The organism is Thermomonospora echinospora (assembly GCF_900108175.1).
Taxonomy (GTDB): domain Bacteria; phylum Actinomycetota; class Actinomycetes; order Streptosporangiales; family Streptosporangiaceae; genus Thermomonospora; species Thermomonospora echinospora.
This window is the reverse complement of sequence record NZ_FNVO01000002.1, coordinates 261,891-288,386: the sequence shown is the minus strand read 5'-3', so window position 1 is coordinate 288,386 and position 26,496 is coordinate 261,891. Positions and strand designations below refer to the sequence as shown.

The 26,496-nt window shown below is 73.1% G+C and carries 21 protein-coding genes; 13 read left to right on the top strand and 8 right to left on the bottom strand.

The features are described 5' to 3' along the window. The first annotated feature begins 77 nt into the window (after positions 1-77). The 3 genes from C4U03_RS05485 to C4U03_RS05475 all read left to right on the top strand — a co-directional run bounded on the left by C4U03_RS05485 (position 78) and on the right by C4U03_RS05475 (position 7,248). On the top strand, positions 78-398 hold the full coding sequence (locus tag C4U03_RS05485) for an MGMT family protein (RefSeq protein WP_235017658.1): 321 nt from the start codon (positions 78-80) through the stop codon (positions 396-398). A gap of 323 nt (positions 399-721) precedes the next feature. Next, on the top strand, positions 722-3,904 hold the full coding sequence (locus tag C4U03_RS05480; RefSeq protein WP_103936542.1) for an ATP-dependent helicase: 3,183 nt from the start codon (positions 722-724) through the stop codon (positions 3,902-3,904). Further along, a complete protein-coding gene (locus C4U03_RS05475) occupies positions 3,901-7,248 on the top strand; it encodes an ATP-dependent DNA helicase (protein ID WP_103936541.1) in 3,348 nt (1,115 codons plus the stop codon). Before C4U03_RS05480 ends, C4U03_RS05475 begins: the two co-directional genes overlap by 4 nt. A gap of 62 nt (positions 7,249-7,310) precedes the next feature. Here the strand turns inward: C4U03_RS05475 and C4U03_RS05470 are convergent, their stop codons facing one another. Further along, a complete protein-coding gene (locus tag C4U03_RS05470; RefSeq protein WP_146087261.1) occupies positions 7,311-8,075 on the bottom strand; it encodes a hypothetical protein in 765 nt (254 codons plus the stop codon). Between the two features lie 425 nt (positions 8,076-8,500). Between C4U03_RS05470 and C4U03_RS05465 the strand changes: the two genes are divergently transcribed. After that, entirely contained in the window at positions 8,501-9,280 is a 780-nt protein-coding gene (locus C4U03_RS05465; protein WP_103936942.1) for a class I SAM-dependent methyltransferase, read from the top strand. A gap of 125 nt (positions 9,281-9,405) precedes the next feature. Then, complete coding sequence (locus C4U03_RS05460; protein WP_103936941.1) at positions 9,406-9,717, top strand: hypothetical protein; 312 nt, start codon at positions 9,406-9,408, stop codon at positions 9,715-9,717. A 13-nt stretch (positions 9,718-9,730) separates the two neighbouring features. Here the strand turns inward: C4U03_RS05460 and C4U03_RS05455 are convergent, their stop codons facing one another. The 4 genes from C4U03_RS05455 to C4U03_RS05440 form a co-directional block, all read right to left on the bottom strand. Further along, on the bottom strand, positions 9,731-11,317 hold the full coding sequence (locus C4U03_RS05455; protein WP_103936539.1) for an AMP-binding protein: 1,587 nt from the start codon (positions 11,315-11,317) through the stop codon (positions 9,731-9,733). A gap of 63 nt (positions 11,318-11,380) precedes the next feature. Continuing rightward, positions 11,381-13,171 (bottom strand): IucA/IucC family protein, encoded by a 1,791-nt coding sequence (locus tag C4U03_RS05450; protein ID WP_103936538.1) that lies wholly within the window; start codon positions 13,169-13,171, stop codon positions 11,381-11,383. A 3-nt stretch (positions 13,172-13,174) separates the two neighbouring features. After that, on the bottom strand, positions 13,175-14,977 hold the full coding sequence (locus tag C4U03_RS05445) for an IucA/IucC family protein (RefSeq protein ID WP_235017657.1): 1,803 nt from the start codon (positions 14,975-14,977) through the stop codon (positions 13,175-13,177). Further along, entirely contained in the window at positions 14,974-16,137 is a 1,164-nt protein-coding gene (locus C4U03_RS05440; RefSeq protein ID WP_103936537.1) for an ATP-grasp domain-containing protein, read from the bottom strand. Before C4U03_RS05440 ends, C4U03_RS05445 begins: the two co-directional genes overlap by 4 nt. 339 nt (positions 16,138-16,476) lie before the next feature. Between C4U03_RS05440 and C4U03_RS05435 the strand changes: the two genes are divergently transcribed. Further along, on the top strand, positions 16,477-17,118 hold the full coding sequence (locus C4U03_RS05435) for an HD domain-containing protein (protein ID WP_103936536.1): 642 nt from the start codon (positions 16,477-16,479) through the stop codon (positions 17,116-17,118). Between the two features lie 34 nt (positions 17,119-17,152). Here C4U03_RS05435 and C4U03_RS05430 read toward each other — a convergent pair whose 3' ends face one another. After that, on the bottom strand, positions 17,153-17,458 hold the full coding sequence (locus tag C4U03_RS05430; RefSeq protein ID WP_103936535.1) for a DUF4031 domain-containing protein: 306 nt from the start codon (positions 17,456-17,458) through the stop codon (positions 17,153-17,155). A gap of 71 nt (positions 17,459-17,529) precedes the next feature. On the opposite strand from C4U03_RS05430, the gene C4U03_RS05425 reads away from it, so the two are divergent. Then, positions 17,530-18,912: a dipeptidase gene (locus C4U03_RS05425; RefSeq protein WP_103936534.1), complete on the top strand. Its 1,383-nt coding sequence runs from the start codon at positions 17,530-17,532 to the stop codon at positions 18,910-18,912. A gap of 29 nt (positions 18,913-18,941) precedes the next feature. Next, the gene (gene nudC / locus C4U03_RS05420; protein ID WP_103936533.1) at positions 18,942-19,859 is read left to right on the top strand and encodes an NAD(+) diphosphatase; all 918 of its coding nucleotides are present in this window, start codon (positions 18,942-18,944) and stop codon (positions 19,857-19,859) included. 72 nt (positions 19,860-19,931) lie between these two features. Here the strand turns inward: nudC and C4U03_RS05415 are convergent, their stop codons facing one another. Continuing rightward, positions 19,932-20,213: a mycoredoxin gene (locus C4U03_RS05415; RefSeq protein WP_103936532.1), complete on the bottom strand. Its 282-nt coding sequence runs from the start codon at positions 20,211-20,213 to the stop codon at positions 19,932-19,934. Positions 20,214-20,381: 168 nt separating this feature from the next. On the opposite strand from C4U03_RS05415, the gene C4U03_RS05410 reads away from it, so the two are divergent. The 5 genes from C4U03_RS05410 (at position 20,382) to C4U03_RS05390 (ending at position 24,789) form a co-directional block, all read left to right on the top strand. Beyond that, entirely contained in the window at positions 20,382-22,490 is a 2,109-nt protein-coding gene (locus C4U03_RS05410) for an ATP-dependent DNA helicase UvrD2 (protein WP_103936531.1), read from the top strand. A gap of 5 nt (positions 22,491-22,495) precedes the next feature. Next, a complete protein-coding gene (gene tesB / locus C4U03_RS05405; protein WP_103936530.1) occupies positions 22,496-23,380 on the top strand; it encodes an acyl-CoA thioesterase II in 885 nt (294 codons plus the stop codon). Between the two features lie 136 nt (positions 23,381-23,516). After that, complete coding sequence (locus tag C4U03_RS05400; protein ID WP_103936529.1) at positions 23,517-23,855, top strand: hypothetical protein; 339 nt, start codon at positions 23,517-23,519, stop codon at positions 23,853-23,855. A gap of 120 nt (positions 23,856-23,975) precedes the next feature. Then, a complete protein-coding gene (locus C4U03_RS05395; protein WP_200827101.1) occupies positions 23,976-24,245 on the top strand; it encodes a WhiB family transcriptional regulator in 270 nt (89 codons plus the stop codon). A 355-nt stretch (positions 24,246-24,600) separates the two neighbouring features. Then, a complete protein-coding gene (locus C4U03_RS05390) occupies positions 24,601-24,789 on the top strand; it encodes a hypothetical protein (protein ID WP_103936527.1) in 189 nt (62 codons plus the stop codon). A gap of 204 nt (positions 24,790-24,993) precedes the next feature. Here C4U03_RS05390 and C4U03_RS05385 read toward each other — a convergent pair whose 3' ends face one another. Next, positions 24,994-26,364 (bottom strand): ABC1 kinase family protein, encoded by a 1,371-nt coding sequence (locus C4U03_RS05385; protein ID WP_103936526.1) that lies wholly within the window; start codon positions 26,362-26,364, stop codon positions 24,994-24,996. Positions 26,365-26,496: the final 132 nt, after the last annotated feature.

Below are 26,496 nucleotides of genomic sequence, written 5' to 3'. Positions count from 1 at the left end.
TACGCCGCGCCGTGATCCGCGCCGAGCCGCAGCCGGGGCGGTGGCGGGGGAGGAGGCGGAGCCGTCAGAATCGGGTGGTGCAGCGGGAGCCTGATGAGTTCGCCGAGCTGGTGTTGGACGTGGTGGAGCGCATCCCGCCCGGCCGGGTGATGTCCTACGGGGACGTGGCCGAGCTGCTGGAGCGCGGCGGGCCCAGGCAGGTCGGTCGGGTCATGGCGCTGTGGGGCGGCGGGGTGCCCTGGTGGCGGGTGATCCGTGCCGATGGGAGTCCGCCGGCCGGCCACGAACGGCGGGCGCTGGAGGAGTACCGCGTCGAGGGGACCCCGTTGCGCCCGGACGGTGCCCGGGTGGACATGCGCAGTGCTCGCTGGGACGGGCGGCCGGCCCGCGGGTCCTGACGACGGGGCCACCGGCCGTTCGCCGCACGTGGACGTTCGGTTCCACGCGGCAGGGCTTTCGATGCGATCGTCCGACGCGGCCGTGTGCTCCGCGGGCCGCGGGGGTCGTTGCGTGCTGTCGTCGGCGCCGTCGGCCCGGCGGTGGGCGGCCACCCGCAGGAGGACGGGTCGTACGGCTTCGTGGATGGGGCGATGTCCTGGTGTCCCGGTAGGATCTCCAGGCCCGTAGATCCCGGCCACCCCATGAGTCCTTTTGCGTCACATTTGCGACATATGGGCGTTCTGGTCAGGCAAGCCCCGATGATCTGCTGGAATCATCTGTCGTGCCATCAGCGTCCTACCGTCTCGTTCGCCGCTCCGGCCACGTCCGGACGGCCCCGCCCGCGCTCGACGAGCAGCAGCGGCGGGTCGTGGAGCATGCGCACGGGCCGATGCTGGTGCTGGCCGGTCCGGGCACGGGCAAGACGACCACCATCGTCGAGGCGGTGGTCGACCGCATCGAGCGCCGCGGCGTCGCCCCCGAACGGGTGCTGGTCCTGACCTTCAGCCGCAAGGCCGCCGAGGAGCTGCGGCACCGCATCACCGGCCGGCTGCGGCGCACCACCCGCTCCCCGCTGGCACTGACCTTCCACGGCTACGCGTACGCGCTGCTGCGCCGCGACGCCGTCGCGAACGGGGAGGAGCCGCCGCGCCTGCTGTCCAGCCCGGAGCAACTGCTGGAGATCCGGCGGCTGCTGGAGGGCGAGGTGGCCGACGGCGCGCGGGACTGGCCGCACCGGCTCCACGAGACGCTCACCACCCGGGGGTTCGCCGAGGAGCTGCGGGACTTCATGCTGCGCGCCGCCGAACGCGGCTACGGGCCGCAGGAACTGGTGGACCTCGGCCGCACCCGGGGCCGCGACGACTGGCCCGCCATCGGCCGGTTCATGGACCGCTACGCACAGCGGTTCGCGGTCGACCCCGTGCTGACCTACGACTACACCGACCTGATCCGGGAAGCGGCGCTGCTGCTGGCCGAGGACGAGGTGCGCATCCGCGAGCGCGCGGCCTACGACGCGGTGTTCGTCGACGAGTACCAGGACACCGACCCCGCTCAGGAGGACCTGCTGCGGGAGCTGGCGGGGGAGGGCCGCGACCTGGTCGTGGTAGGCGACCCCGACCAGTCCATCTACGGTTTCCGGGGCGCCGACGTGCGCGGCATCCTGGACTTCCCGCAGCGCTTCCCAACGGTCGAGGGAGACCCGGCGACGGTCGTGGCGCTGCGCGAGTGCCGCCGGATGGGCCCGGTGATCCTGGAGGCGTCCCGTCGCGTGGCCCGCAGGCTGCCTGCCGGGCCGCTGGCCGCCGAGCACCGGGCGCTGCGTTCCCAGGAGGGGGCCGAGGACGGCGAGGTGCACGTCGTCATCGCCGACAGCGCCAGCCAGGAGTCCGCGCTGGTCGCCGACGAGCTGCGCCGCGCCCATCTGCTGGACGGGGTGCCGTGGTCGCGGATGGCGGTGCTGGTGCGCAGCGCCGTCCGCCAAGTCCCGGTGCTGCGCCGCGCCCTCGCCCAAGCCGGGGTGCCGGTGGTGGTGGCCGGGGACGAGGTGCCGCTGATGGGCGAGCCCGCCGTGCGGCCCTTCCTGATCCTGCTGCGCGCCGCGCTGAAGAAGGGGTACCTGACCGACGAGGTCGCCGAGGAACTGCTGACCGGCCCGCTCGGCGGCGCCGACGCGCTGGCCATGCGGCGGCTCAAGCGGGCGCTGCGCGATGTGGAGACGCTGTCGGGCGGTGACCGCCCGCTCGGCGAGCTGCTGGTGGCGGCCCTGCAGGACCCCCGTGAGCTGCTGCTCGTCCACGAGAAGGTGCGGGCCCCGGCCGAACGCGTCGCCCGCCTGATCGAGACGGCCCGCCAGGGCGGCACCGCCGAGGAGGTGCTGTGGGCGGTCTGGCAGGCCAGCGGCCTGGCCGACGTCCTGCTGGAGCAGAGCGCCAAGGGCGGCACCCGGGGCGCCGCCGCCGACCGTGACCTGGACGCCGTGGTCGTGCTGTTCGAGCAGGCCGCCCGCTTCGTGGACCGGATGCCGCAGGCCGGGCCCGAGCTGTTCGTCGACGACATCGCCGGGCAGGAGATCGCCGGGGACACCCTCGCCGAGCAGGCTCCCGAGGGCGAGGCGGTACGGATCCTGACCGCCCACCGCGCCAAGGGCCTGGAGTGGGACGTCGTGATCGTCGCCGGGGTCCAGGAGGGGCTATGGCCCGACCTGCGGATGCGCGGCTCCCTGCTGGGCGTGGAGGAGCTGGTCGAGCACCACGCGGGCAACGACCTCGACGAGGTGGGTCCGGGCGGTGTCATGGGCAGGGCCGCCGCGGGCGCCTCGGTGGCGGCCAAGCTGCTGGACGAGGAGCGGCGGCTGTTCTACGTCGCCGTCACCCGCGCCCGCCGACGGCTGGTGGTCACCGCCGTCGGCGGCGACGACACCGAGGAACGCCCCTCCCGCTTCCTCAACGAGCTGGCGCCCGGCGCGTTCGAGCAGTCCGAGCTGGACGAGAAGACCCGCTGGCTGTCGCTGTCGGCCCTGGTCGCCGACCTGCGCTCGGTCGTCACCGACCCGTCCCGCCCCGAGCCGCTGCGCCGCGCCGCCGCCGGCCACCTGGCCCGGCTGGCCCGCGCCGGGGTGCGCGGCGCCCGCCCCGACAACTGGTACGCCATCACCGCGATGTCCGACCCGCGCCCGGCGTTCACCGAGGACGAGAAGATCACCATCTCGCCGTCGCAGGTCGAGACGTTCACCACCTGCGGGCTGCGCTGGCTGCTGACCTCGGCGGTCGGCGCCCGGGAGGGCGGGCCCGACGAGTTCAGCACCATGGGCAAGGTCATCCACGCCGTGGCCGAGATGGCCGGCACCGACGAGGCGCTCACCGACGCCGACGTCGCCCGGCGGCTGGACCAGATCTGGCACGACCTGGACTTTCGCAGCACCTGGTACTCCGGCAAACAGCGCGAGCAGGCCGCCCGGATGGTCGACAGGTTCCTGGCCTGGCACCGCGACAACCCCAACGAGATCGTCGCGCTGGAGGAGGGCTTCCAGGTCGACCTCGGCCGGGTCGTCATCAAGGGCCGCATCGACCGGGCCGAGCGCGACGAGCACGGCCGCGCGGTGATCGTCGACATCAAGACCTCCGGCAGCCCCGTTCCCAAGGACGAGCTGGCCCGCCATCCGCAGCTGGGCGTCTACCAGTACGCGGTGATGCTGGGCGCCTTCGAGCGGCACGGGCTGATCGAGCCGGGCGGCGCCAAGCTGGTGCAGGTCGGCAAGGGCGCGCTGACGTCCAGGGCCCGGGAGCAGGAGCAGCCGCCGCCCGTCGAGGACCCCGACCCCGAGTGGCCCAAGCGGCTGATCGAGCTGGTCGCCACCGGCATGGGCAGCGAGGTGTTCCAGGCCCGCGTCAACGACAAGTGCCGCACCTGCCCGGTCAAGTCCTGCTGCCCGGTGCACGACGAGGGCGGGCAGGTGGGCTCTTGATCACTCCCGCCGAGCTGGCCCGGCTGCTGGAGATCCCGGAACCGACCGCCGAGCAGGCCCGGGTGATCGCGGCGCCGCTGGCCCCGATGGCGGTGGTGGCCGGGGCCGGCTCCGGCAAGAGCGAGACGATGGCGGCCCGGGTGGTGTGGCTGGTCGCCAACGGGTTCGTCCGGCCCGAGCGCGTCCTCGGCCTGACCTTCACCCGCAAGGCCGCCGCCGAGCTGGCCGCCCGCGTGCGCCGCCGGCTCGACCAGCTCCGCGAGCGGCTGCCGGCCGACGAGCTGGAACGCCTCGGCGGTGAGGCGCTGTTCGACGGTGAGCCGGTCGTGTCGACCTACCACTCCTACGCCGCCCGGCTGTTCGGCGACCACGCCCTGCGCGAGGCCCTGGAACCCACCATGCGGCTGATCGGCCCCGCCGTCGCCTGGCAGCTGGCCTCCCGGGTGGTGGACGCCTACGACGGCCCGATGGACAGCGTCGACTGGCAGCCGGACACGGTGGTGCGGGCGGTGCTGGACCTGGCCGGCGACCTGGCGGAGCACCTGCGCACCCCCGAGCACGTCCGCGAGGTCGGCCGGTGGCTGGAGGAGCGGTTCGCCGCCCTGCCCAAGCCGCTCAAGGAGCAGCGGGACATCCTCGCCAGGCACGCCGTCCGTGAGCAACTGCTGCCACTGGTCGAGGCGTACGGGCGGGCCAAGGCCGAGCGGGAGGTCGTCGACCACGGCGACCAGATGGCGCTGGCCGCCCGCATCGCCTACCGGCACCCCGAGGTCGGGATGATCGAGCGTTCCCGCTACTCGGTCGTCCTGCTGGACGAGTACCAGGACACCAGCCACGCCCAGCTCGTCCTGCTCAAGTCCCTGTTCGGCGGCGGCCACCCGGTCACGGCGGTGGGCGACCCGTGCCAGTCCATCTACGGCTGGCGCGGCGCCAGCGCGGGCAACCTGCTCCGCTTCGCCCACGATTTCCCCCTGCACGCCCCGATTGCCGACCGCCCCCCGCCGCCCGCGCCCATCGCCCAACTGTCGGTGAGCTGGCGCAACGGCGAACGCATCCTGGACGCCGCCGCCCGCGTCCAGCAGGACCTGCGCGCCGACGCCAAGGTTGTTCCCCGGCTGTACTCGGGGGAGAGCCGCCGCGAACGCGGACGGGTCGAGTGCGCCCTGTTCGGCACCGTTGAGGAGGAGGCCGAACGCATCGCCGCCCGGGTCCGCCTCCTGCTGGCGGCCGACCCCGAGACCGCCCCCGACGGCAGGCCCTGGGACGAGGGGCCGCTGAAGTACTCCGACATCGCCGTCCTGGCCCGCAAACGCGCGCAGCTTCCCCCGATCCGCAGGGAACTGGAGGCGCTGGGCATCCCCGTCGAGGTGGTCGGCCTGGGCGGGCTGCTCACCGTTCCCGAGGTGCAGGACGTGGTGGCCACCCTGCGCGTCATGCACGACCCCACCGCCGGGGCCTCCCTGGCGCGGCTGCTGACCGGCCCGCGCTGGCGGATCGGCCCGCACGACCTCGTCGCGCTCGGCCGCCGCGCCCGCGAACTGGCCCGCGAGGCGTCCCGCGACGTCACCCCGCCGGAGGGCGCCGCCGAGCCCGACCCCGCACCCGCGTCCGACCGGTCCGCCTCCTCCGATGCCGACGACCCGCTCCGCCAGGTCGTCACCGAGCTCAACCAGGAGACCGGCAGCCTCGTCGACGCCCTCGACGACCTCGGCGCCCCCGACGCGTACTCCCCGGAGGGGCTGTCTCGGCTGCGCCGCTTGGCCGCCGAGCTGCGCTCGCTGCGCTCCCAGGTCGGCCTGTCGCTGCCCGACCTGGTCACCGAGGTGGAACGGACGCTGGGCCTGGACATCGAGGTGGCCGCCCGCTCCGGGCTCGACCCGGTCGCCGCTCGTGCCGACCTGGACGCCTTCATCGACGCCGCCTCCTCCTTCGTGGAGACCGCCGAGGACCCCACCCTGGGCGCGTTCCTGGCCTACCTCAAGGCCGCCGAGACCGAGGAGTTCGGCCTGCAGGCGGGCAGGGTCGGCGAGGGGGACAGCGTCAAGCTGCTCACCGTGCACGCCGCCAAGGGCCTGGAGTGGCCGGTGGTGATCGTCCCCGGCCTCTCCTTCACCCCGACCAAGGGCGGCGGCCCCGCCAAGGGCTCGATCTTCCCGTCCCCGCCCCGCAGTCCCACCCGCTGGACCGCCAACCCCCGGCTGCTGCCCTTCCGGCTGCGCGGGGACCACCGCGACCTGCCCACATTGCGCGGCCTGACCAAGGAGGACCTCGCCGAGTTCAACGAGGCCTGCGCCGAACGCGACTTCCTCGAAGAGCGCCGCCTGGCCTACGTCGCCGTCACCCGGGCCTCCCATCTGCTGATCGCTACCGGCTACTGGTGGGGGAGCTCCAGCCGCCCGCTGGGCCCGTCTCCGTTCCTGGAGGAGATCCGCGAGGTCTGCATGTCAGGCGCGGGCTCGGTCGTCGTGTGGACCGACCCCCCGGAACCGGACGCCGCCAACCCCCTGCTGGCCGACTCCGCCGAGGCCGTGTGGCCCACCACCGCCGAAGGACGGCGCCACGAGGCCGTCGTCGAGGGCGCCGCCATGGTCCAGGACGCCATGATCGGCCGCCCCACGCCCTGGGCGGGCGACGCCGGCCTCACCGACGCCGACCGGAGCCGCATGACCGCCTGGGCCCGTGACGTCGAACTCCTGCTGGCCGAACGCGACCGGGGCCGCGGCGGGGACGGCCTGCTGGTCGAACTGCCCGCCCAGCTCACCGTCTCCACCCTGGTCTCGCTGTCCCGCGACCCCGAGGCCCTGGCCCGCTCGATCCGCCGCCCCATGCCGCGCCCGCCCGCCCCCTACGCCCGGCGCGGCACTGCCTTCCACCGCTGGCTGGAGTCCCGCTGGGGCCAGCAGCGCCTGCTGGGCTTCGACGAGCTGCCCGGCGCCGCCGACGAGGACGCCGCCGACGACTCGATGCTCGCCCAGCTCCAGCGGCGCTTCGAGGAGTCCGAATGGGCCGCCCGCACCCCCATCGACATCGAGGTGACCTTCGAGACCATCCTCGGCGACCGCGTCGTCCGGGGCCGCATGGACGCCGTCTTCCGTGCCGCCGACGGCGGCTACGAAATCGTCGACTGGAAGACGGGCCGGCTCCCCTCCGACGAGGAGTTCGAGCACGCCGCCGTCCAACTGGCCGCCTACCGCCTGGCCTGGTCCGACCTGATGAACGTCCCCCTGGACAAGGTCAGCGCAGCCTTCCACTACGTCAGCGCCGACCGCACCATCCGGCCCGCCGACCTCCTCGACGCCACCGGCCTGACCGCCCTCCTGGAAACCGTCCGCTCCGTCGACTGAGACCGGCCCCGGCCGCCCGGAGGCGGAGCGCTCAGTTCTGACAGACCCGGTTGGTGCGGGTTTCAGTGGCGGGGGGTCGTCACGGGGGCTTTGAACGGGAAGACGAAGATGGGGCCCGTCACCAGCACTCCCTTGCTGTCCGGGCCGTAGGGGAGGTCGGCGGTCTGCCGGCAGGTGCCGCGGTCTTCGATCCGGTAGGTGGCGTTCTCGCCGTTCGGGCCGGAGTTGAAGCGGCCGACGAGCGAGATGTGGTCCCTGATCCGTCCCCGCCCGTCGATGAACAGGCCGTGGATGGGGGCGGTGGCGGAGAAGCCGTCCTCGGTCAGGACCTCCTGCGCCAGGTCCGAGATGAGGAAGTTCAGGGTCTCGCCCTCCGCGTTGGTCACGGTCCCCTTGATCACCCCGACGAACGGGGTGAGGATGCCGGGGAAGCCGGCGGCGAACTCGGGCGGGTAGGGAAGCGGCCGCGGATCGGTGCTGGAGAACCGGAAGGTGCGCTCGAAGGTCCCCGTCTTGACCGTGTACGTGCCGTTCTCGCATTCGAAGGGCCGGGCCGGGCGCCCGGTGAGGTCGAGCGTCTGCCGCTGGATCGGATAACCGGAGTCCGGGTCGCCGAACCTGTCCTCGTTGATGCGCACGTCGAGCCCGTGCTTGGAGAGTTTCACCACGAAGCCGGGCCCGGTCACCTTGACTCGGGTGCCGTGTTCCTTGACCCTCATCCCGGGCGCGCCGTCCTGCGCGACGGCGGCGGGCGCGGAGGCCAGGCCGAAGGCCATTACCACGGTCGTGGCGGCGGCGAAACGAGTGACCAGCGTGCGAGGCTTCACAAATCCTCCGTTTGCTCGGCGCGGAACGGGAAAAATATGAAGATCCCGTTCCGTTCCGCCAGATTAACGACACGCGTGACGCCTGAGAAGCCGCCCGGCCCGATCAGTGGAGTGTCCGGATCCGGCCAAGGCCGTGACGGTTCGGAGGGGCGGCTCACGTCGAGCCGCCCCTCCGAACCGCGGATGACGGGCCCGCCGGCGGTGCGGCGCGGCCGGTGGGGTCGTCGGCCGGGCGAGGCCGATTCGATTCCCGGATCAGGGCCGAAAAGCCTGGGCGATCGGGGCGGACGAGTTCGTGTATGCCCCCTTTGGGGAAGAGACGGTCGAGCGGACCGCGCTGCCTTCTGGCGCCGATGTGAGAGACCCCCTATGGCCAGGAGGTGAAGTTCCGGGAGATGATCCCGGCATCGAGCGAGGAGGTCGGTGTGACGGTGACGCGCGAGGGCAAGATCACCCAGGGGATCGGCGGGCGGCCGGGTCGGGGCGGGGACCAGAGGCTGATCACGGCCTTCGGTGCGGAGCTGGCGAGGCTGGTCGAGTTCATCGAACCAGAGCTCGATCTGGAGGACGTGGTGCTGGAGGTGTGCTCCGGCACCGGGCGGGTATCCCGGGCGATCGCGCGGCGGGTACGCCACGTCACCGCGCTCGACCGGTCGCCGGAGGCGATCAGGGAGGGCAAGCGCGAGGCCGACCAGGACGCCCTCATGAACGTCACCTTCGCGCGCGGCGACGCCACCGACCTGCCGTACGCGGACCGGTCGTTCACGCTGCTGCTCACCCGGTCCGCGCTGCACCGAGTGGAGGACCCCGCGGCGGTGCTGCGGGAGCTGGTGCGCGTCAGCCGTCCCGGCGCCGGCCTGGTCGTGGCGGACGTGGTACGACCCGAAGGGGTGGACGGTGACCCCGACGAGCCGGCGAAGTTGCGCGACCCGGCGCACCGTGAGCTGCTCACCGCCGAGCGGATCGCCGAGCTGATCGGCGAGGCCGGGGCCGACGTGCGGCGCCGCGACCTGTTCGACGTGGTGCGGCCGGTGGACGCCTGGCTGGCGGAGGTGGGTACGCCCGCCGAGGCGGCCGGGGAGATCCGGGCGCGGCTGAAGGCCGAACTGGACGGTGGGCCCGCCACGGGGCTGCGGCCGGTGCTGGCCGAGGACGAGCTGTGCGTCACGCTGGCGACCGCCTACCTCGGCGCGACCGCCCCGTAGCGCCTGTCGTCGAGATGCCCGGGTAACGCCGGCCGACTGAACTGAGGCCGGGTGGGTGGCGACACGATCCGGGATTTCGATCGACTGTTCGACGTCGTTCGCGGGAGCGCCCTATGCTCTCGAACATGAGTTCAGCCAGGAGCGCCCTCCCTGTGGAGCGTGAGCCCGCGGCGCTGGCGATGCGGATCGGTGTGGTCGCGGCCCAGGCCGCGCTGGCCTCGTTCGCCCGCAACCTCGACCTCGACGAGGTGGCCGAGGGCGGCGTGGACTTCCGGGGCGCCATCGGCCCGGCCGAGTGGCCGGTGTTCTCGCTGGTGGTGGACACGCTCGCGGCCGCCGACCCGGCCGATGACCGCCCGCTGGACGAGCGACGCGTGGACGCGCTGAACGACCTGGCCCGCATCTGCCTGGCCGCCAAGCAGGCCGGAGCGGTCTGAGGCGGGCGCCGCCTCAGACGTCCCGGTGCGCCAGGTCCCGTTTGCGGACCTTGCCGGTGATGGTGCGGGGCAGTTCGGCGACGAGGTGGACGTCGCGGGGCACCTTGTAGCGGGCGAGGTTCCGCCTGACGTGGTCCCGCACGTCGTCGGCGGTGAGGCCGGAGCCCTTGCCGGGCACGACGTAGGCGGCCAGACGCTGCCCGAACTCGGGGTCGTCCACCCCGGTGACCGCGGCCTCGGCGACGTCCGGATGGCCGGTCAGCACGTCCTCCACCTCGCCGGGGAAGACGTTCTCGCCACCTGAGACGATCATGTCGTCGGCGCGGCCGTCCACGAACAGACGGCCGGCGGCGTCGAGATGGCCGAGGTCGCCGGTGCCGATCAGGCCACCGCGGCGGGGCCGGTCGCCGCCGCCGGTGTAGCCGGTGAAGTGGACGCCGCCGCTGGTGTAGATCTCCCCGGTCCGGCCCGGCGGCAGCGCCGCCGCGCCGTCGGGATCGAGGATCGCGACCTTCAGCCCGGCGACGGGCCGTCCCACGGTGCCGGGGGCCTCGCGCAGGTCGGCCGGGGTGGCGATGGCCGCCCACATGGTCTCGGTCGCCCCGTAGATGTTCACCAGCACGTCCCCGAAGCGGTCCATGAACGCCTCGGCGACCCGCGGCAGGAGCGCGGAGCCGCCGCTGACCACCACGCGCAGGGAGCCGGTGTCGTGGCGGGTGCGGGAGGCGGCCTCGGTGAGCCGCTGCAGCATGATGGGAACGGCCACCAGCGCCTGTACCCGGTGCCGTTCGACGGCGGCCAGCACCTCGTCGGGGTCGAAGCGGCGGGTCGGCACGACCGGCATGCCCAGGCTCATCGCCAGCGACAGGTAGCCCAGCCCCAGCACGTGGAACAGCGGCGGCGCCACGATGATCGGCTCGCCGGAACGCAGCGGCACCCGCATCAGATGGCTGAACGAGGAGCGCAGCAGCAGCGGCAGCGACGGCTCGGTCCGCGCGCCCTTGGGGGTGCCGGTGGTGCCCGAGGTCAGCACGATCACCCGGCAGCGGCCGTGGGGAGGCGGCGGTGCGGCGGCGCTGACCGGGCCGGCGATCCCGTCGGCGAGCACCCGGGCGCCGGTGAACGAGGAGCCGCCGACCACCTCGTCGAACTCCGCGTCGTGGACCAGCAGGCCGACGTGCTCACGGTCCAGCACGTCACCGAGTTGGCGGGCGGAGAAGTCGGTGTTCAGCAGCACCACGTCGGCGCCGAGCCGGGACGCCGCCAGCAGGGCCTGGACGAAACCCCGGTGGTTGCGGCACAGGACGCCGATCGCCGAGCCCGGGGGCCGCCGCTCGTGCAGCGCCGTGGCCAGCGCGGCGGCCTGCCGGTCCAGCTCGGCGTACGTGATCTCGCCGCGCTCGTCGATCAGGGCGGTGCGGTCCGGCCAGCGCAGCGCGGCGATGGCGCCCAGCGTGGCGGGAGTGGGACCGAACCGCCGGTACCGCAGGGGCATCCGCACCGCCAGGTCGGGACGGACGGGTGTCAGCATTCCGGCGCCGTGGACGGCGCGCGCCGCCTCCCTCGCCGTCCCCGCCCATGCGCGTACACGGTCCAGCATGGCGTCGTCTCCTCTTGCCGGGGGCACTTGCGGCATACCCGGCTTCTAGTACGCCATGTGCTTCTAGTGCGCCATGTGGGGTGATGCCGGACCTTCGCGCAGCGGGTTGGGAACAGGCACGTAGGCGGCGGCACGATCGGCCGCCCGCCCCCAGCGTGCCCGCAGGTTGGCCTTGGCGGGCAGCGGCACCCCGGCCAGCAGCGCCCGCAACCGCGCGCCGCCGTCATGGGAGCGCGCGTACGCCGCCACGCATTCGCGCAGAACCCGCCACAGGTCGTGCTCCAGCGCCGGGTGCAGGTCGGCGACGGCGGCGGCGATCTCGGCCAGATGGTTGACCAGCAGGCAGTACACGACACGGTTCCAGCCCCGGTCGGCGTCGTAGGTCAGCGCCTCGCGGACGCGTACGGGCAGCCCCGCGAGCCCGGCGTCCCAGCGGCCGGCGACCAGCTTGGTGCCCTCCAGGTCCCGGAAGACGGCCTGCACCGGCATCCCGTCGCCGTCCACCGCGACCAGCACGTTCTGCAGGTGGGGCTCCAGCACCACCCCGTACGAGAGGTAGGCGTCCAGGACGGGCGGGGCGACCAGGCGGACATAGCGGGCCCACCAGGTCAGCGCGCCCTCGGAGGAGGTCATGCACGGCAGCCCGGCGACGGAGGCCGGGCCGGTGCCGTAGGGGTCGGCCAGGGCGGCGGCCAGCAGCGGCGTCCCGGGCAGGTCCGCCACGCCCGCGCGCAGGATCACCCCCAGCCCTTCGTGCAGCCGCCGGTCGGCCAGATGGACGCTGCGGTACGCAGGCTCGGGCAGCAGCCGGCAGCCGCCGAACCGGCCGGCCAGCTCGGCGAACACCGGGCGCAGCAGCCGGTCGAGGACGACCGCCCCGGCCAGTTCGTACCAGGAGTTCTTGCGGACGCAGTTGGTGATGCGCATGTCGAGGCTGAACTTGCAGAACAGGTCGGCGCCGGGCACGTAGACGGTGCGCACCGAGGACGTCGGCACCGCCTCGGGACCGGCCGCGCCCAGGTCGGCGACGAGGCCGGACGCCAGCGCGCCGCGCAGGACGGGCCGGCCGGCCAGCAGCGAAAGCTGCCACGGATGGGCCGGCAGCACCCGGTACCCGGGCGGGGGAGTGGGGCCGAGCGACTCCAGCGCGGCGAACTCCGCCGCGTCACCGCCCTCGGCGATCAGGTCGTCCCGTACAGCCAGCCAGCGCAACGGAAAGCGCGCCCCGGCCTCGGGCGCGTACGGCAGCCACTCCGCGGGCGCCCCCTGCCGCGCCTTGGGGGACGGGTGGAACCGATGCCCGGCCACCAGCGACTGCTCCGACTCCAGGTAGACGTCCGTACTCCGCTGTGCCCCAGCGGAGAGACGCCGGTGGCCGGTGGCTAGTGGGTGCTCCAGGTCGGGGGAGCGTTCGTCCTTGCGTGCCATGGAGGGGGAGGGGAGTCGATGGTCGGTGAAGCCACCGGCGGTACGGGCGTCCAGCAGGGCTTTCAAGGCGGTGTGGCTGGCCGTGACCTGGTCCAGGAACTCGGGGTTGGCCTGGCCGGTGGCCAACTCCAGCTCCCCGGCGACCAGGTCGGCGAGGCGGCGCCAGCCCACCGCGATCCACGCGTCCCCGCCCGGCCGCCGCTCCTCGTAGGGGGCGGCCAGCCGGTAGGTGAACGCGACCGGCGGGCGGGCCAGCCGGGCGCGCAGCAGCACGCCGACCCTGGGCAGCCGGATCAGCAGATGCGTGCCCTCGGTCCACACCTGGTGCTCGGGAGCGCAGACCTCCCGGACGAGGCAGTTGAGCAGGGCAGTGGCCGTCGCGTCGTCGGCGGACAGGACGCGGCCGGCGGGGCCGGTCAAGAGCACGTGTCAGTCCCGGAAGTAGTCGAGGTAGTTGGGCCCGTCCGGGCCGTAGTGCTTGTTGATGTCGCGGGCGCCGGTGCGCGCCTTGTCGACGAGCGTCCCGGCGGTGAGCATCGCCTTGGCGGGCAGACGACCGGCGTCGAGGGTGCGCGAGCGCAGGAGGCGGTCGGCCGGGGACGACCCGAGCGCCTCGTCCAGCCGTTCCCTGACCAGCGCCAGGCCGGTGCGCAGCGGCAGCAGCCCCCGTTCGGCCAGCCCGAAGGCGAGCGCCCCGGCGCACAGGTGCAGGGTGATGGTGACGAAGACCTTCGCCAGCGCCTCCGGATCGCCGGTGACCATCCGCCGGTCCTCGAACGCGTCGAAGCCCGGGCCGATCCCGGCGGCCAGCCATCGCCGGTGGACGAGCATCCCGTCGTTGTCCTTGACCAGCAGCCTGAGCGGGCCGTCGCCGAGGACGAGGGACACGTTCTGCTGGTGGGCCTCCAGCGCGATCCCGTACCGGAACAGCGTCACGTTGACGGCGAACAGCGCGGCCAGATAGTCGCCGAAGAGACTCGCCACGTCCCAGCGCTCGATGACCGACCCGCCGCCGGGATGCTCGGCCGTCAGCGCCGCCACCGGGACCACGTGGGCGTTCGCGGTCCGTTCCGGGAAACGCCGCACCAGGTAGCCCAGCAGTGGGTCGCCCGCGTGCCCGTAGGTCTGCTCGTCGGCGAGCAGGGCCGGCAGACGCGGCTCGCGGGCGAGCACCTGCCGCAGGATCCGCTCGGCCAGCGCGCCGTCGTGCAGCGTCCGGGGCACGATCGTGCGCCGGTTGCGCAGCCCCAGCGTGCTGGTCGGCAGCGGGACCTTCAGGTGCGTGTGCCCGTCCACGGCCACCGTCCGCATCGACAGCGTGGGGCGGACGTCCAGATAGGGCAACGGGGCCACCTCATGACCGCCGGTGAGCGGATGCACGGGCAGCAGCTCGTGCGTTCCGGCCAGGCTCTGGGGCAGCCCGACATCGGCTGGACGCGGCCACCAGGCGGGACGCTCGCCGGCCAGGGTGACCCGCTCACGTGGCACCGCCGTCCAGCGCATCGCGAACACCGGGCCGAACTCCGGCGCGTACCGGCGCAGGTCGTCCTCGCCCAGGCCGACACGGCAACGGCCGGTCGGGTAGACGGGATGGTCGGTGTAGGCGGCGAGCGTCTCGTAGAACGTGCCGGGGCCGGTCGCCGGATCCCCTCGCAGCCGGTCAAGCACCTGCGGGCGGGCGGCCTCGTGCAGCAGCAGCGTGGCCAAGCACTCCCGGCACTCCCGTTCGAACGCCGCCACATCGTCCCGGGGATCGGCCACCCGCCGCACCACCGCGAACACGTCCGCCAACCCCAGCCCGGCAGCGGGATCGACACACCACTCGGCCAAGAATCCCGGTAGCGGCCCGGCCGGCCATGCGGTCGGCTCCTGAGGCGGTCGTGGCCAGGGGACGCGTTCGCCGTGCTGCCCGGTCAGGTCGTCCGGACGCGCTCTGAGCAGCCGTACGGCCGGGCCGCCGGGAAGTCCGAGCTCGTGACCGGCCACGAAACGGCGCAGCCCGGCGTAGTCCTCTCGTACCAGGGTGTCCAGGATCCGAGCCGCCAGTGTGGACTCGATGACCCGCGCGTCCGGGCCGGTGCCGGGAGCCGAGGCGGGCGGGCGCCGTGCCAGAGCATCGTGGTCCGGCAGGTCGGCGACGCGGGGGCCGGAGGCACGATCCGCCGCCGTGCCCGCCGTGCCCGCCGTGCCTGCCGTGCTGCTGTCGGCGGCGGGTCGGGCGGGGCCGGTCACGCGATCTCCCAGGTGCAGGCGGCCCGGAAGCGGGCGAGTGCGGCGTCGACCGTCGCCGCGTCGGGGCCGATGGCCTGGACGGTGCCCAGGTAGTCGCGGTTGGTGCCGGTCAGCGTGACGGTGTCGCCCGCTCGCCGGACGGGACGGTAGGTCAGGCGCACGCCGCCGTCCGTCCGCTCCGTGAACTCCGGGGCGGCCCGCAGCACCCCCGCCCGGTCGGCGATGACCGAGTCGATCACCGCGTGACCGGCGGCGGGCGGTGGCGGCGGGCCCAGCGGCTCGCCCAGATGGACGCGCAGCACCTGCTCGAACACCGGAACCCCCAGCAGGTCGGCGAGCAGGAAGTCGCCGTGGTCCCCGATGATCCGGTAGTTGACCTCGATGATCCGGGCGCGGCCGGCGTGCACCACGAACTCGGTGTGGCAGGCCCCGAACCCCACCCCCAGCGCGGCCAGTTGCGCCAGGACCTGCCCGCTCTCCGGCGGGGGCGGCGCCCAGTCCAGGCGTTCCTCCACGAAGCGCGGCGGCGACACCGTCGTCCGGAACGAGCCGAGGACGTGCAGCCGCTCGCCGTCACCGAGGGTCTCCAGGGTGTGCAGCCGCCCCGGCAGGTACTCCTCGGCCACCAGCGGGTCGGCCCGCCGCTCCCGGATCTCCGCGTAGCGGGCGGCCAGTTCCTCAGGGCCGTCCACCAGGAACACGTCCTCGCTGGCCACGCCCTCCCGGGGCTTGAGCACCAGCGGGTACGGCCCCTCCGGCACGCCGTCCTCGGTGACCTGTGCGCTGAACACCGGGTCGATCGACGCCAGATGCCACCGCAACAGCGCCTTGTTCTTGGTACGGGTGGCCGCGCGCCAGTCTTTGCCCGGCAGCCCGAAGTAGGCGGCGGCGAGCGCGGCCGGTGCCTGCAGGAAGTCGCTGTTGGAGAAGATCGCGGCGGGCGGTTCCCCGAGCCGGCAGACCGCGTCCACGACGGCCCGGTAGTCGGTCACCTCGCAGCCGGTGACCGCCACGCCGGCGTACCGGCCCAGATGGTCGCCGGGACGGTCGGTGAGCACGGTGACGCGCAGGCCGAGCCGGGCGGCGGCGGGCAGGAAGCCGTGGGTCACCGAGTCGGTCGCCTTGCCGGCGAGGAGCACGAGAGGGAGCCGGGCGTCCAAGGCCCTGCCTTTCTAGTGAGGTAAGCCTTGCCTAACTCACCGTTACCCTAGTGGCTGCCGCCCCGCCCGCGCGGCAAAACCTCCACGTGTCCCGCATCGGCGATGAGGCCGGCTGAGCCGCCCGGACCGTGGATCCTTCTCGCCCGGCTCGGGGGCGCCCGCCGGGGACCCGCACCGCCCGCCGGCCCTACCGGTGGGCGGTGCGCCCGGCGTGGGCGTGCGGATGATGTAATCCCTGCTTGGCCGTCGCACCGCCGCCCGTCCACCGCGATCAGATCTGTGTCCGGTCACCGGGGCGGGTCACCGCGCCGGGGCGCAACGAGAAAGGGGCCGTCGATCATGTCCGAGCGGGATTCCAGGGAGCTTGTCGAGCGCTGGGTGGCGCTGGCCGGGGAGGAGACCCGCGGCATCGGGGCCGACCTGGTCGCCCGTTACGGGGAACCGCACCGCCGCTACCACACCCGCGACCACCTCACCGCCGTCCTGGACCTGGTGGACGAGCTGGCCGCGTACGCCGACGACCCGGACGCGGTCCGCCTGGCCGTCTGGTTCCACGACGCCGTCTACGACCCCGAACGCGGCGACAACGAGGAACGCAGCGCCGTCAAGGCCGAACGGGTACTGGCCGACACCGACCTGCCCCCCGCCACCATCGCCGAGGTCGCCCGGCTCGTCCGCCTGACCGCCGCCCACGACCCCGGACCCGGCGACCGCAACGGCCAGGTCCTCTGCGACGCCGACCTGGCGATCCTGGCCGCCGACCCGGAGAAGTACGCCGCCTACACCGCGGCGGTCCGCGAGGAGTACGCGTTCGTCCCCGACGAGTACTTCACCACCGCCCGCGCCGATATCCTGCGCTCCCTGCTCGCCCTGCCGGCCCTGTTCCACACCCCACCGGCCCGCGAACGCTTCGAACAGCAGGCCCGCCACAACCTGCAGACCGAACTCATGCTCCTGGAGGCCGGCTCACCGCGACCATGACCACGCCGCCCACCGCGCCCCCGCCCGGCCGGACTCAGGTACCTGGGACGGGGTTCATGGCGGCCGTACCGGGCGGCCGGGTGGGGCGGCGCTTGGGGCGGCGCAGGCCCGCGCGGGTCAGCCGGGACAGCAGCTCCTGGCAGCCCACCGGGGAGGCGCCCAGGTCGATCGCCCGCTGATACAGCTCCGAGGGCACGTCATAGTGGTCGCGGTCGAAGGCGCGCGGCGGCACCCCCAGCCGCGCGGCGAAGACGTGCAACTCCTCGTAGGAGGAGTCGCTGACCATGTGCGACCACACGCGTCCACGGAACGGCCACAACGGGGGATCGATCAGGATCAAGGCGACTCCAGACGGGGGAACGGCATCCTCTAGAGTGCCACGGGAACGGGTGCGCAAAGGGGGGCATCACCATGGACGTACGCGCATATATCGAGGCCAACGCGGCCGGCTTCCTCGCGGATCTGAAGGAGTGGCTGGCGATCCCCTCCATCTCCGGGAACCCCGCCCACGACGCCGACGTGCGCCGCTCGGCCGCCTGGCTGGCCGGGCACCTCAACGAGATCGGCTTCCCCACGGTGGAGGTCTGGGAGACCCCCGGCCCGCCCGCGGTGTTCGCCGAGTGGCCCGCCGCCGACCCCGCCGCCCCGGCCGTCCTGGTCTACGGCCACCACGACGTCCAGCCGGTCGAGCCGATCGAGGAGTGGGACACCGACCCGTTCGCCCCCGTCGAGCGCGGCGACCGGCTCATCGGCCGCGGCGCCTCCGACGACAAGGGTCAGGTGCTGTTCCACTCCCTCGGCCTGCGCGCCGCCCTGGCCGCCTCCGGCGCCACCGCCCCGCCGCTCACCGTCAAGCTGCTCATCGAGGGCGAGGAGGAGTCCGGCTCGCCTGGCCTGCCCGACCTGCTGCGCCACAACGCCGACAGACTGGCCTGCGACGTCATCGTGATCAGCGACACCACCATGTGGGCGGCCGACGTCCCGTCCATGTGCACCGGAATGCGCGGCCTCACCGAGGTGGAGCTGTCGCTGTACGGGCCCGACACCGACCTGCACTCCGGCTCGTTCGGCGGCGCGGTGCCCAACCCGCTGCACGCCATGGCCTCCATGCTGGCGGGCCTGCACGACGACGCCGGCCGGGTCACCCTCCCCGGGTTCTACGACGACGTCGTCCCGCTGACCGAGGAGGAGCGGCGGCTGTTCGCCAAGCTGCCGTTCGACGAGGAGGAGTGGCTGCGCACCGCCGGCAACAGCCGCGCCGCCTACGGCGAGCAGGGCTTCAGCACCCTGGAACGGGTGTGGGCGCGGCCGACCGCCGAGGTCAACGGCATGTGGGGTGGGCACACCGGGCCGGGCGGCAAGACCATCGTGCCCGCCGCGGCGCACGCCAAGATCTCCTTCCGGCTGGTCGCCGGACAGGACCCCGCCAAGGTGCAGCGCTCCTTCCAGGATTACGTCGACGCCAACACCCCGCCGGGTATCCGCGCCGAGGTGACCCTCGGCGCGGGCGGCTTCCGCGCCTGCTTCTCGCCGATCGGCTCGCCGGCCGTGCGGGCGGCGCGGCGGGCGATGGAACGGGCGTTCGGCACCGAGGTCCTGTTCACCCGGGAGGGCGGCAGCGGGCCGGAGGCCGACCTGGCCGAGATCCTGGACGCGCCGCTGGTCTTCGTGGCAGTCGGCCTGGACTCCGACCGCATCCACGCCCCGAACGAGAAGGTCGAGGTGCCGCTGCTGCTCAAGGGCGCCGAGTCCGCCGCCTACCTGTGGGAAGAACTCGCCACGGCGCTCCGCTGAGCCGGCGGCCGGGGAAAGGACCTGTTGCCATGCAGACCCCGCTGGAATGGCTGGCGCTGGCCCGGGGTGGCCTCGACCGGGTCACCGACCGGCGCGGCGACGACGCCTGGATCGCCGAGCGGTGGGCCGACCCCGCCACCCGCGTCCTGGTCGTCGAACGCGGGCAGGCCCTCATCCGTACCCTCACCAGCGACGGCGGCGCCCCTGAGCTGATCCTCCTGCCGCCGGGCGAGGCGCCCGAGGGTGACCGCTACCTGCTCGGCGTCGACGACGGGACCGCGTACTTCGCGGTGTCCGCCGCGCTCCCGGCCATCGAGGGCACCGACACCACCGACCTGCGCAGGATCGGCGCGGTGCTCGGCGACCTGGACTCGGCGCTGCTCACCCAGGCGGTCGCGCTGCAGAACTGGCACGCCGCGCACACCCACTGCCCGCGCTGCGGGGTGCCCACCGACCCGGCCAAGGCCGGGCACACCCGGATCTGCCCCGCCGACGGGGCCGAGCAGTTCCCGCGCCTGGACCCCGCCGTGATCATGCTTGTCCAGGACGGCCGGGACCGGGTGCTGCTGGGCCGCGCGCCGGTCTGGCCGCAGCCGATGATGTCGGTGCTGGCCGGCTTCGTGGAGCCGGGGGAGTCGTTGGAGCAGGCCGTCGCCCGCGAGGTCCACGAGGAGGTCGGGCTGGTGGTCGGCGACATCGCCTACCTGGGCAGCCAGCCGTGGCCGCTGCCGCAGAGCCTGATGCTCGGCTTCTTCTGCCGCGCCGCCGGCGACCAGGACCTGCGCCTGGACCGCGAGGAGATCGCCGAGGCCCGCTGGTTCACCCGCGCGGAGCTGGTCGAGGCAGCCGAACGCCGGGACGTCCTGCTGCCCGGCCGGGTCTCCATCGCCCGCCAGCTCATCGAACGCTGGTACGGCGGTCGCCTCCCGGGGTCCTGGAGCAGGTAGCACCTCGTTCCCGCACTCCGCGGGGATCGGCGGTGGCTCGCGGCCGGTAGCCGGCCGCGAGCCCACCGGTGCTCACTCGGAGGCCGCCTCCAGCGACTCCAGGTGCTTCTTGACCGTCTTGGCCGAGGGGTTGGTCATCACGGTGCCGTCCGAGAACCGCAGAGTCGGAACCGTCATGTTCCCGCCGTTGACGCTCATCACGTACTCGGCGGCGGCCGTGTCGCGCTCGATGTCGACCTCGGTCATGTAGATGCCGTCACGGGCGAGCTGGGTCTTGAGCCGCCTGCAAAAACCGCACCATGACGTGGTGTACATGGTGACCTTGCCGGTCGGCGTGCCCTCGGTGGTCGCCATCGGAGTCCGGTCCCCCCTCTGCTGTTGTCGCAACCTGTCCAGGCATTATCAACCGCTGACCTGCCGATGACATTCCGGGTGGCGCCGTCCGCCGGTGGTGCGAGGATGGAGTTCTGTGACGAAAGCGGCCTCGTTCGACGGAGGTGAGGGGCGGGTGAGCAGATGAGCATGGGAGCCGACGCGGTCCTGGAGGGCCTGGACCCCGAACAGCGCGCCGTCGCCGAGGCGGTCCGCGGACCGGTGTGCGTGCTAGCGGGCGCCGGCACCGGCAAGACCCGCGCCATCACCCACCGGATCGCCTACGCCACCCTGACCGGGGTGGTGGCGCCGCAGCGGGTGCTGGCCGTGACGTTCACCACCCGGGCGGCCGGGGAGCTGCGCGGGCGGCTGCGCCGGCTCGGCGCGCCCGGTGTGCAGGCCCGCACCTTCCACGCCGCCGCGTTGCGCCAGCTCACCTACTTCTGGCCGAAGGTGATCGGCGGCGAGCCGCCCCGGATCATCGACTCCAAGATCGGGCTGGTCGCGGACGCCGCACGGGCCTGCCGGCTCTCCTACGGCCGTACCGAGCTGCGCGACGTCGCCGCCGAGATCGAGTGGGCCAAGGTCACCCAGCACCGCCCCGAGGACTACGCCGCCGGGGTCGCGCGGGCCGGGCGCCGGCCCCCGGCCGACGTGATCGACGTGGCCCGCGTCTACGCGATGTACGAGCAGCTGCGCCGCGAGCGCAACCTGCTGGACTTCGAGGGCATCCTGGAGCTGACCGCCGCGGTGCTCACCGAGTTCCCCGAGGTCGCCCGGGAGGTGCGCGACCAGTACCGCTACTTCGTGGTGGACGAGTACCAGGACGTCAACCCGCTGCAGAAACTGCTGCTGGACGCCTGGCTCGGCGACCGCCGGGAGCTGTGCGTGGTCGGCGACCCCAACCAGACCATCTACTCCTTCACCGGTGCGACCCCCGAGTACCTGCTGGATTTCACCCGCACCTACACCGACGCCCAGGTCGTCAAGCTGGTGCGCGACTACCGTTCCACGCCCCAGGTGGTCCGCCTGGCCAACGGGGTCATCGGCCAGGCGCGGGGACAGGCCGCGCGGCGGCACCGGCTGGAGCTGGTGGCGCAGCGCCCCGACGGGCCCGAGCCGGTGTTCGTCGAGTACGACGACGAGGTCGCCGAGGCCGACGACATCGCCCGCCGCGCCCGCAAGCTGATCGACGAGGGCGTGCCCGCCAGCCAGATCGCCGTGCTGTACCGCATCAACGCCCAGTCGGAGAACTTCGAGGCGGCGTTCGCGGCGGCCGGGGTGCCGGTGGTGCTGCGCGGCGCCGAGCGTTTCTTCGAACGGCCCGAGGTCCGCGACGCGGTCGTCCGGCTGCGCGGCGCCGCCCGCGCCGGGGCCGACGCCGAGACCGACGGCATGGGGCTGATCGCCGCCGTCCGGCACGTGCTGGCCGGCGCCGGCTTCACCGAGCAGCCGCCGGAGGGGGTCGGCGCTGCCCGGGCCAGGTGGGAGTCGCTGTCGGCGCTGGCCCAGCTCGCCGAGGACGTCGCCATCGCCGACCCGGGCGCCGGGCTGCCGCAGTTCGTGGCGGAGCTGGAGGAACGGGCCGCCCTCCAGCACGCCCCCACGATGGAGGGCGTCACGCTGGTCAGCGTGCACGCCGCCAAGGGCCTGGAGTGGGACGCGGTGTTCTTGGCCGGGCTGACCGAGGGCACGCTGCCGATCATCTACGCCGAGACGCCGGAGCAGATCGAGGAGGAGCGGCGGCTGCTGTACGTGGGCGTCACCCGGGCCCGTGAGCATCTGACGCTGTCGTGGGCGCTGTCACGCGCCCCCGGCGGGCGCAAGAACCGGCGCCCGTCCCGCTTCCTGGACGGCCTGACGCCCAGGACGTCCACTCCGTCGCCGGCTCCCGTCGACCGGAGCCGGCGCCGCGCGAGCAAGGGGCCGCAGCCGTGCCGAGTGTGCGGCCGTCCCCTCACCGCCGCGCTGGAACGTAAGCTCGGCCGCTGCGAGGACTGCCCGTCGGCCGTCAACGAGGAACTGCTCATCGCGCTGAAGCAGTGGCGGGCGGAGGTCTCGGCGGCGCAGAAGGTCCCCGCGTACGTGGTGTTCACCGACGCCACCCTGCAAGCCATCGCCGAACGCGGCCCCGAGACCCTGGAGGAGCTGGCGCAGATCCCCGGCGTTGGCGCCGCCAAGCTGAACCGCCACGGCCAGGCGGTCCTGGCGTTGTGCCGGGGTGAGACCCTTACCACAGCGTCCGGCCTGCAAGACTGACCGGCGTGAAAGAGGCGTTGAAGGAACTGCTGGATCTGCTCGACCTTGAGCAGATCGAGAACGACATCTTCCGCGGGCGCAGCCCGCAGGACCGCCGGCAGCGGGTGTTCGGCGGACAGGTGGCCGGTCAGGCGCTGGTCGCCGCGGGCCGGACGGTGCCGGTCAACCGGGTGGTGCACTCCCTGCACGCCTACTTCATCCGCCCCGGCGACCCGCTGGTGCCGATCGTCTACACCGTCGACCGGGTCCGCGACGGCCGCTCGTTCACCACCCGCCGGGTGACGGCCATCCAGCACGGCAAGGCGATCTTCACGCTGTCGGCCTCCTTCCAGGTCCCCGAGGAGGGGCCGGCCCATCTGGCGCCCATGCCCGAGGTGCCCCGCCCGGAGACCCTGCCCACCGGCCGGGATCGGATGGCGGCGCTGCTCGGCGAGCAACTGGCCGAGGAGTTCGCCGGGCGCAGTCCCTTCGACCTGCGGCACATCACCCCGACGACCTGGGAGGCCGCCGGGAACCCGAGCCTGACCGGCGCCGAGTCCACGGTGTGGCTGCGGGTGGAGGGCGGACTGCCCGACGACCCGATGCTGCACCTGTGCCTGATGACCTACGCCTCGGACCTGACGCTGCTCGACACCGTTCTGCTCAATCACGGCCTGACCTGGACCGACAACCGGACCATGGGGGCCAGCCTGGACCACGCCATGTGGTTCCACGGGCCGTTCCGCATCGACGAGTGGCTGCTGTACGCGCAGGAGACCCCGTTCGCCGGCGGTGCCCGGGGACTGGCCCGCGGCCAGGTCTTCACCGCGGACGGCCGGCTGGTGGTGTCGGTGATGCAGGAGGGACTGATCCGGGCGAAGGACGCCGGCCCGGCCTCCAAGGTTGGGTGAAGTCCCCCACAAATTCGCAGGTCAAAAATGCCTTGATTGATTTCGTGCGGCGAACGTAGTCTTCTACCCGAACATTCGAACGCCTCGAGCGCCCGTGCGCGAGGCCCGACGAGCCAGGAAGGTGGTGTGCAGTCCGGTGATCAGCATGATGCGCAAATCGCAGCAGCCCTGGACCGCGCCGTGCTTCGGCCCGTCGGCCTTCGTGCCCGAGTCCTCCGTGCTGACGCTCCCGTCGCCGTACTCCTTCACCGGAGACGGCGGCAACGGCGGCGATCACCCGTTCGCCATGGTGCGGCAGATGTACGGCGGCGTCGCGCGACTGCGTGACGGGCGACAGCTGCAGCAGGTCCAGGACGAGCGACAGGGGTGGAGTGTCTTCTGCGAAGGCACCACCGAACTGATCGCCCTCACGGCCCACGAGGGCGCCGCCAACGGCGGCGTGTCGGGTCCGTATCCCTGGAGGCAACCGGTCTAACCACCGGCAAGGCCCCCAGGCCGCGGATCCAGACACCGGATCCGCGGCCTCTTTGTTTTGGCCGCAAGTCCCGTCGAAACGACCCGTTGAGAACCAACGAGAGGAACAAGGGTGACTGCGATGCAGGGGGCTCTCGCCATGAGCGACGAGGACCTCACGTTGCCGTGCCGGACCGACCCGGAGCTGTTCTTCGCCGAGGCTCCCGCCGATGTCGAGCTGGCCAAGGCGCTGTGCCTGGACTGCCCGATCCGCAAGGAGTGCCTGGCCGGCGCCCTGGAGCGCCAGGAGCCCTGGGGGGTCTGGGGCGGTGAGCTGTTCGTCAAGGGGGAGATCGTGGCCCGCAAGCGCCCGCGTGGCCGCCCCCGCAAGAACGCCGAAGTGGCCGCCTGAGCATCCGGGAGGCCGTCCGCCGGATCCCGGGACCGGCCGGTGCGATCACCAGAACGCCCGGCCGGCCCCGGAACCGCCGAAGTTGACCATCTGAACGCCCGGTAGGTCCCGAGACCGCCGAAGTTGACCATCTGAATGTCCGCACGGACGTCTCGGTGGATCCGATACCGCCGAGACGGCCGCCCGAGCGCCCGGATGACCGTCCCGGTGCGTCCCGAGATCGCCGATGACAGGCCGAGGCGTGGCCGCCCGACGGTCGTCGAGATCGCCGGGGCGGCCGGCGCCGCCGGATTCGGCACGAAGGGGGACGCGGCTTCGCGACGAGGCCGCGGTCCGTTCCGACGAGGAGCACACCATGACGTTGCTCGACCAGGCACCGGCCCGGGAGTGGGCGCCGGCCTGGGAGTGGGCCGGCGAGCGGCCCGCTCTTGGGCGGATGCCGCTGGAGCCCCAGGCGGCGGCCCGCGTGCGCGCCCTGCGGCGTGCCCGCCGGAACGCGCAGGTCCGCGCGATCCGCGTCCGCCGCATCCTGCTCACCCGGTAGAGGCCGCGACCCTCCCGCGCTTGGGATGGTTTCGCGGGAGGGGCCTCCCGGTGAGCCCGGCGCGGGCCCGGTGCCCTACCTCACCGGGTCCGCGCGAACAGCGGGGCCCCGCCCACCATCACTGGGCGGGGCCCCGCTTAGCACGTTCGCGTTTGCGGTGGACCCGTGGCCGCCGTCGGGGGCCGGCCGCGGGTCCGCCCGCCGTCAGGCAGTGAGCTCGCCGTCCTCGTCCTGAACGCCCTGGACGTCCTCGTCGTTCTCGCCGTCCTCGTCCTCGGCGAAGCCGGGGATCCACTTGAGCGACTCGGCACGGGCCGGGATCTCGCACTCCAGCTGGCACAGCACCCCGGTGCCGGCCGACAGCACCCGGTGGATGATCACGTACTCCGGAGGCAGGTTGAGCTGGCGCACCACGTTGGTGGGCCGCAGGTCGGTGACCCTGGCGGCCATCATCCGCAGCCACTCGCGGCTGAAGGCGAAGGTCTCGGTGACGAACGGCTCGGTGATCGGGGCCAGGAACGCCTGCAGCGACTCCGGATCGATCTCCACGCCGTCGCGGATGAAGTCCTCCTCCCGCAGCGTCTGCATGACCTCGTCGATCTCGGCCATGGTGCCGATCCGCAGCAGCAGGCCCAGCCGGCGCTGGAAGCCTCCGGGGATCCGGTCGACCGCGCCGAAGTCCAGCACACCGAGCCGGCCGTCCTCCAGGATGCGGAAGTTGCCCGGGTGCGGGTCGCCGTGCAGCATCCCCGACCGCTTGGGCCCCGACAGCAGGAAACGGCAGTACAGCAGGGCCGCGTGGTTGCGTTCGTCCTGGTCGCCGTCGCTGATCACCTTGGACAGCGGGGTGCCGTCGATCCACTCGGTGACCAGCACGTTGCCGGACTGGGCCACCACCTCGGGGATACGGAAGTCCGGGTCGTCGGCGTAGGCCTTGGCGAAGGCGCTCTGCGACTCGGCCTCGATCGTGTAGTCGAGCTCCTCGGCCACCCGCTCCTTGAGCTCGGCCAGCATTGGCTTGATCTCCAGACCGGGCATCAGCACCGCGAACAGCTTGCCCAGCCGGGCCAGCTGGTTGAAGTCGCTGATCAGGGCCTTGCCCGCGCCCGGGTACTGCACCTTGACGGCGACCTTGCGGCCGTCCTGCCACACCGCCCGGTGCACCTGGCCGATGGAGGCGGCCGCGGCAGGTCTGTCGTCGAACGACTCGAACAGCTCCCGCCAGTCCGCGCCGAGCCCCTCGGCCAGGACCTTGTGGACGGCGGCGGCCGGCAGCGGCGGCGCCGCCTCCTGCAGCTTGGTGAGGGTGGCGCGGTAGGGGCCGGCGATCTCGGCGGGCAGTGCGGCCTCGAAGATCGACAGCATCTGGCCCAGCTTCATCGCGCCGCCCTTGAGCTCGCCGAGCACCTTGAACAGCTGCTCGGCGGTGCGCTGCTGGATTTCGGCCGCGACCAGCTCGGCGGGCTTGCCCAGGGTCCGCTTCCCGACGCCGAGCGCGGCGCGGCCGGCGAATCCGAGGGGCAGCGACGCCAGCTTGGCGGACCGCGTCACCGCGCGGCGGGGGAGATCACTCACCTGCCCATTGTCAGGGATCGGTGTCGATCCTGCCACAGTGACCTGGTAGTAATACCAGTCCAGACCCCCAGAACATGCCCCTACCAGCACAAACGGGGTAAGTGTGCGCTTTCTCACCCTGGTCGCCCCGAA

Coding starts and splice junctions, on each gene's coding strand:
- C4U03_RS05390 (WP_103936527.1), top strand. CDS start 24,601: ATGACGTTGCTCGACCAGGCACCGGCCCGGGAGTGGGCGCCGGCCTGG.
- C4U03_RS05395 (WP_200827101.1), top strand. CDS start 23,976: ATGCAGGGGGCTCTCGCCATGAGCGACGAGGACCTCACGTTGCCGTGC.
- C4U03_RS05425 (WP_103936534.1), top strand. CDS start 17,530: ATGGACGTACGCGCATATATCGAGGCCAACGCGGCCGGCTTCCTCGCG.
- C4U03_RS05455 (WP_103936539.1), bottom strand. CDS start 11,317: ATGCTGGACCGTGTACGCGCATGGGCGGGGACGGCGAGGGAGGCGGCG.
- nudC (WP_103936533.1), top strand. CDS start 18,942: ATGCAGACCCCGCTGGAATGGCTGGCGCTGGCCCGGGGTGGCCTCGAC.
- C4U03_RS05435 (WP_103936536.1), top strand. CDS start 16,477: ATGTCCGAGCGGGATTCCAGGGAGCTTGTCGAGCGCTGGGTGGCGCTG.
- C4U03_RS05410 (WP_103936531.1), top strand. CDS start 20,382: ATGGGAGCCGACGCGGTCCTGGAGGGCCTGGACCCCGAACAGCGCGCC.
- C4U03_RS05460 (WP_103936941.1), top strand. CDS start 9,406: ATGAGTTCAGCCAGGAGCGCCCTCCCTGTGGAGCGTGAGCCCGCGGCG.
- C4U03_RS05415 (WP_103936532.1), bottom strand. CDS start 20,213: ATGGCGACCACCGAGGGCACGCCGACCGGCAAGGTCACCATGTACACC.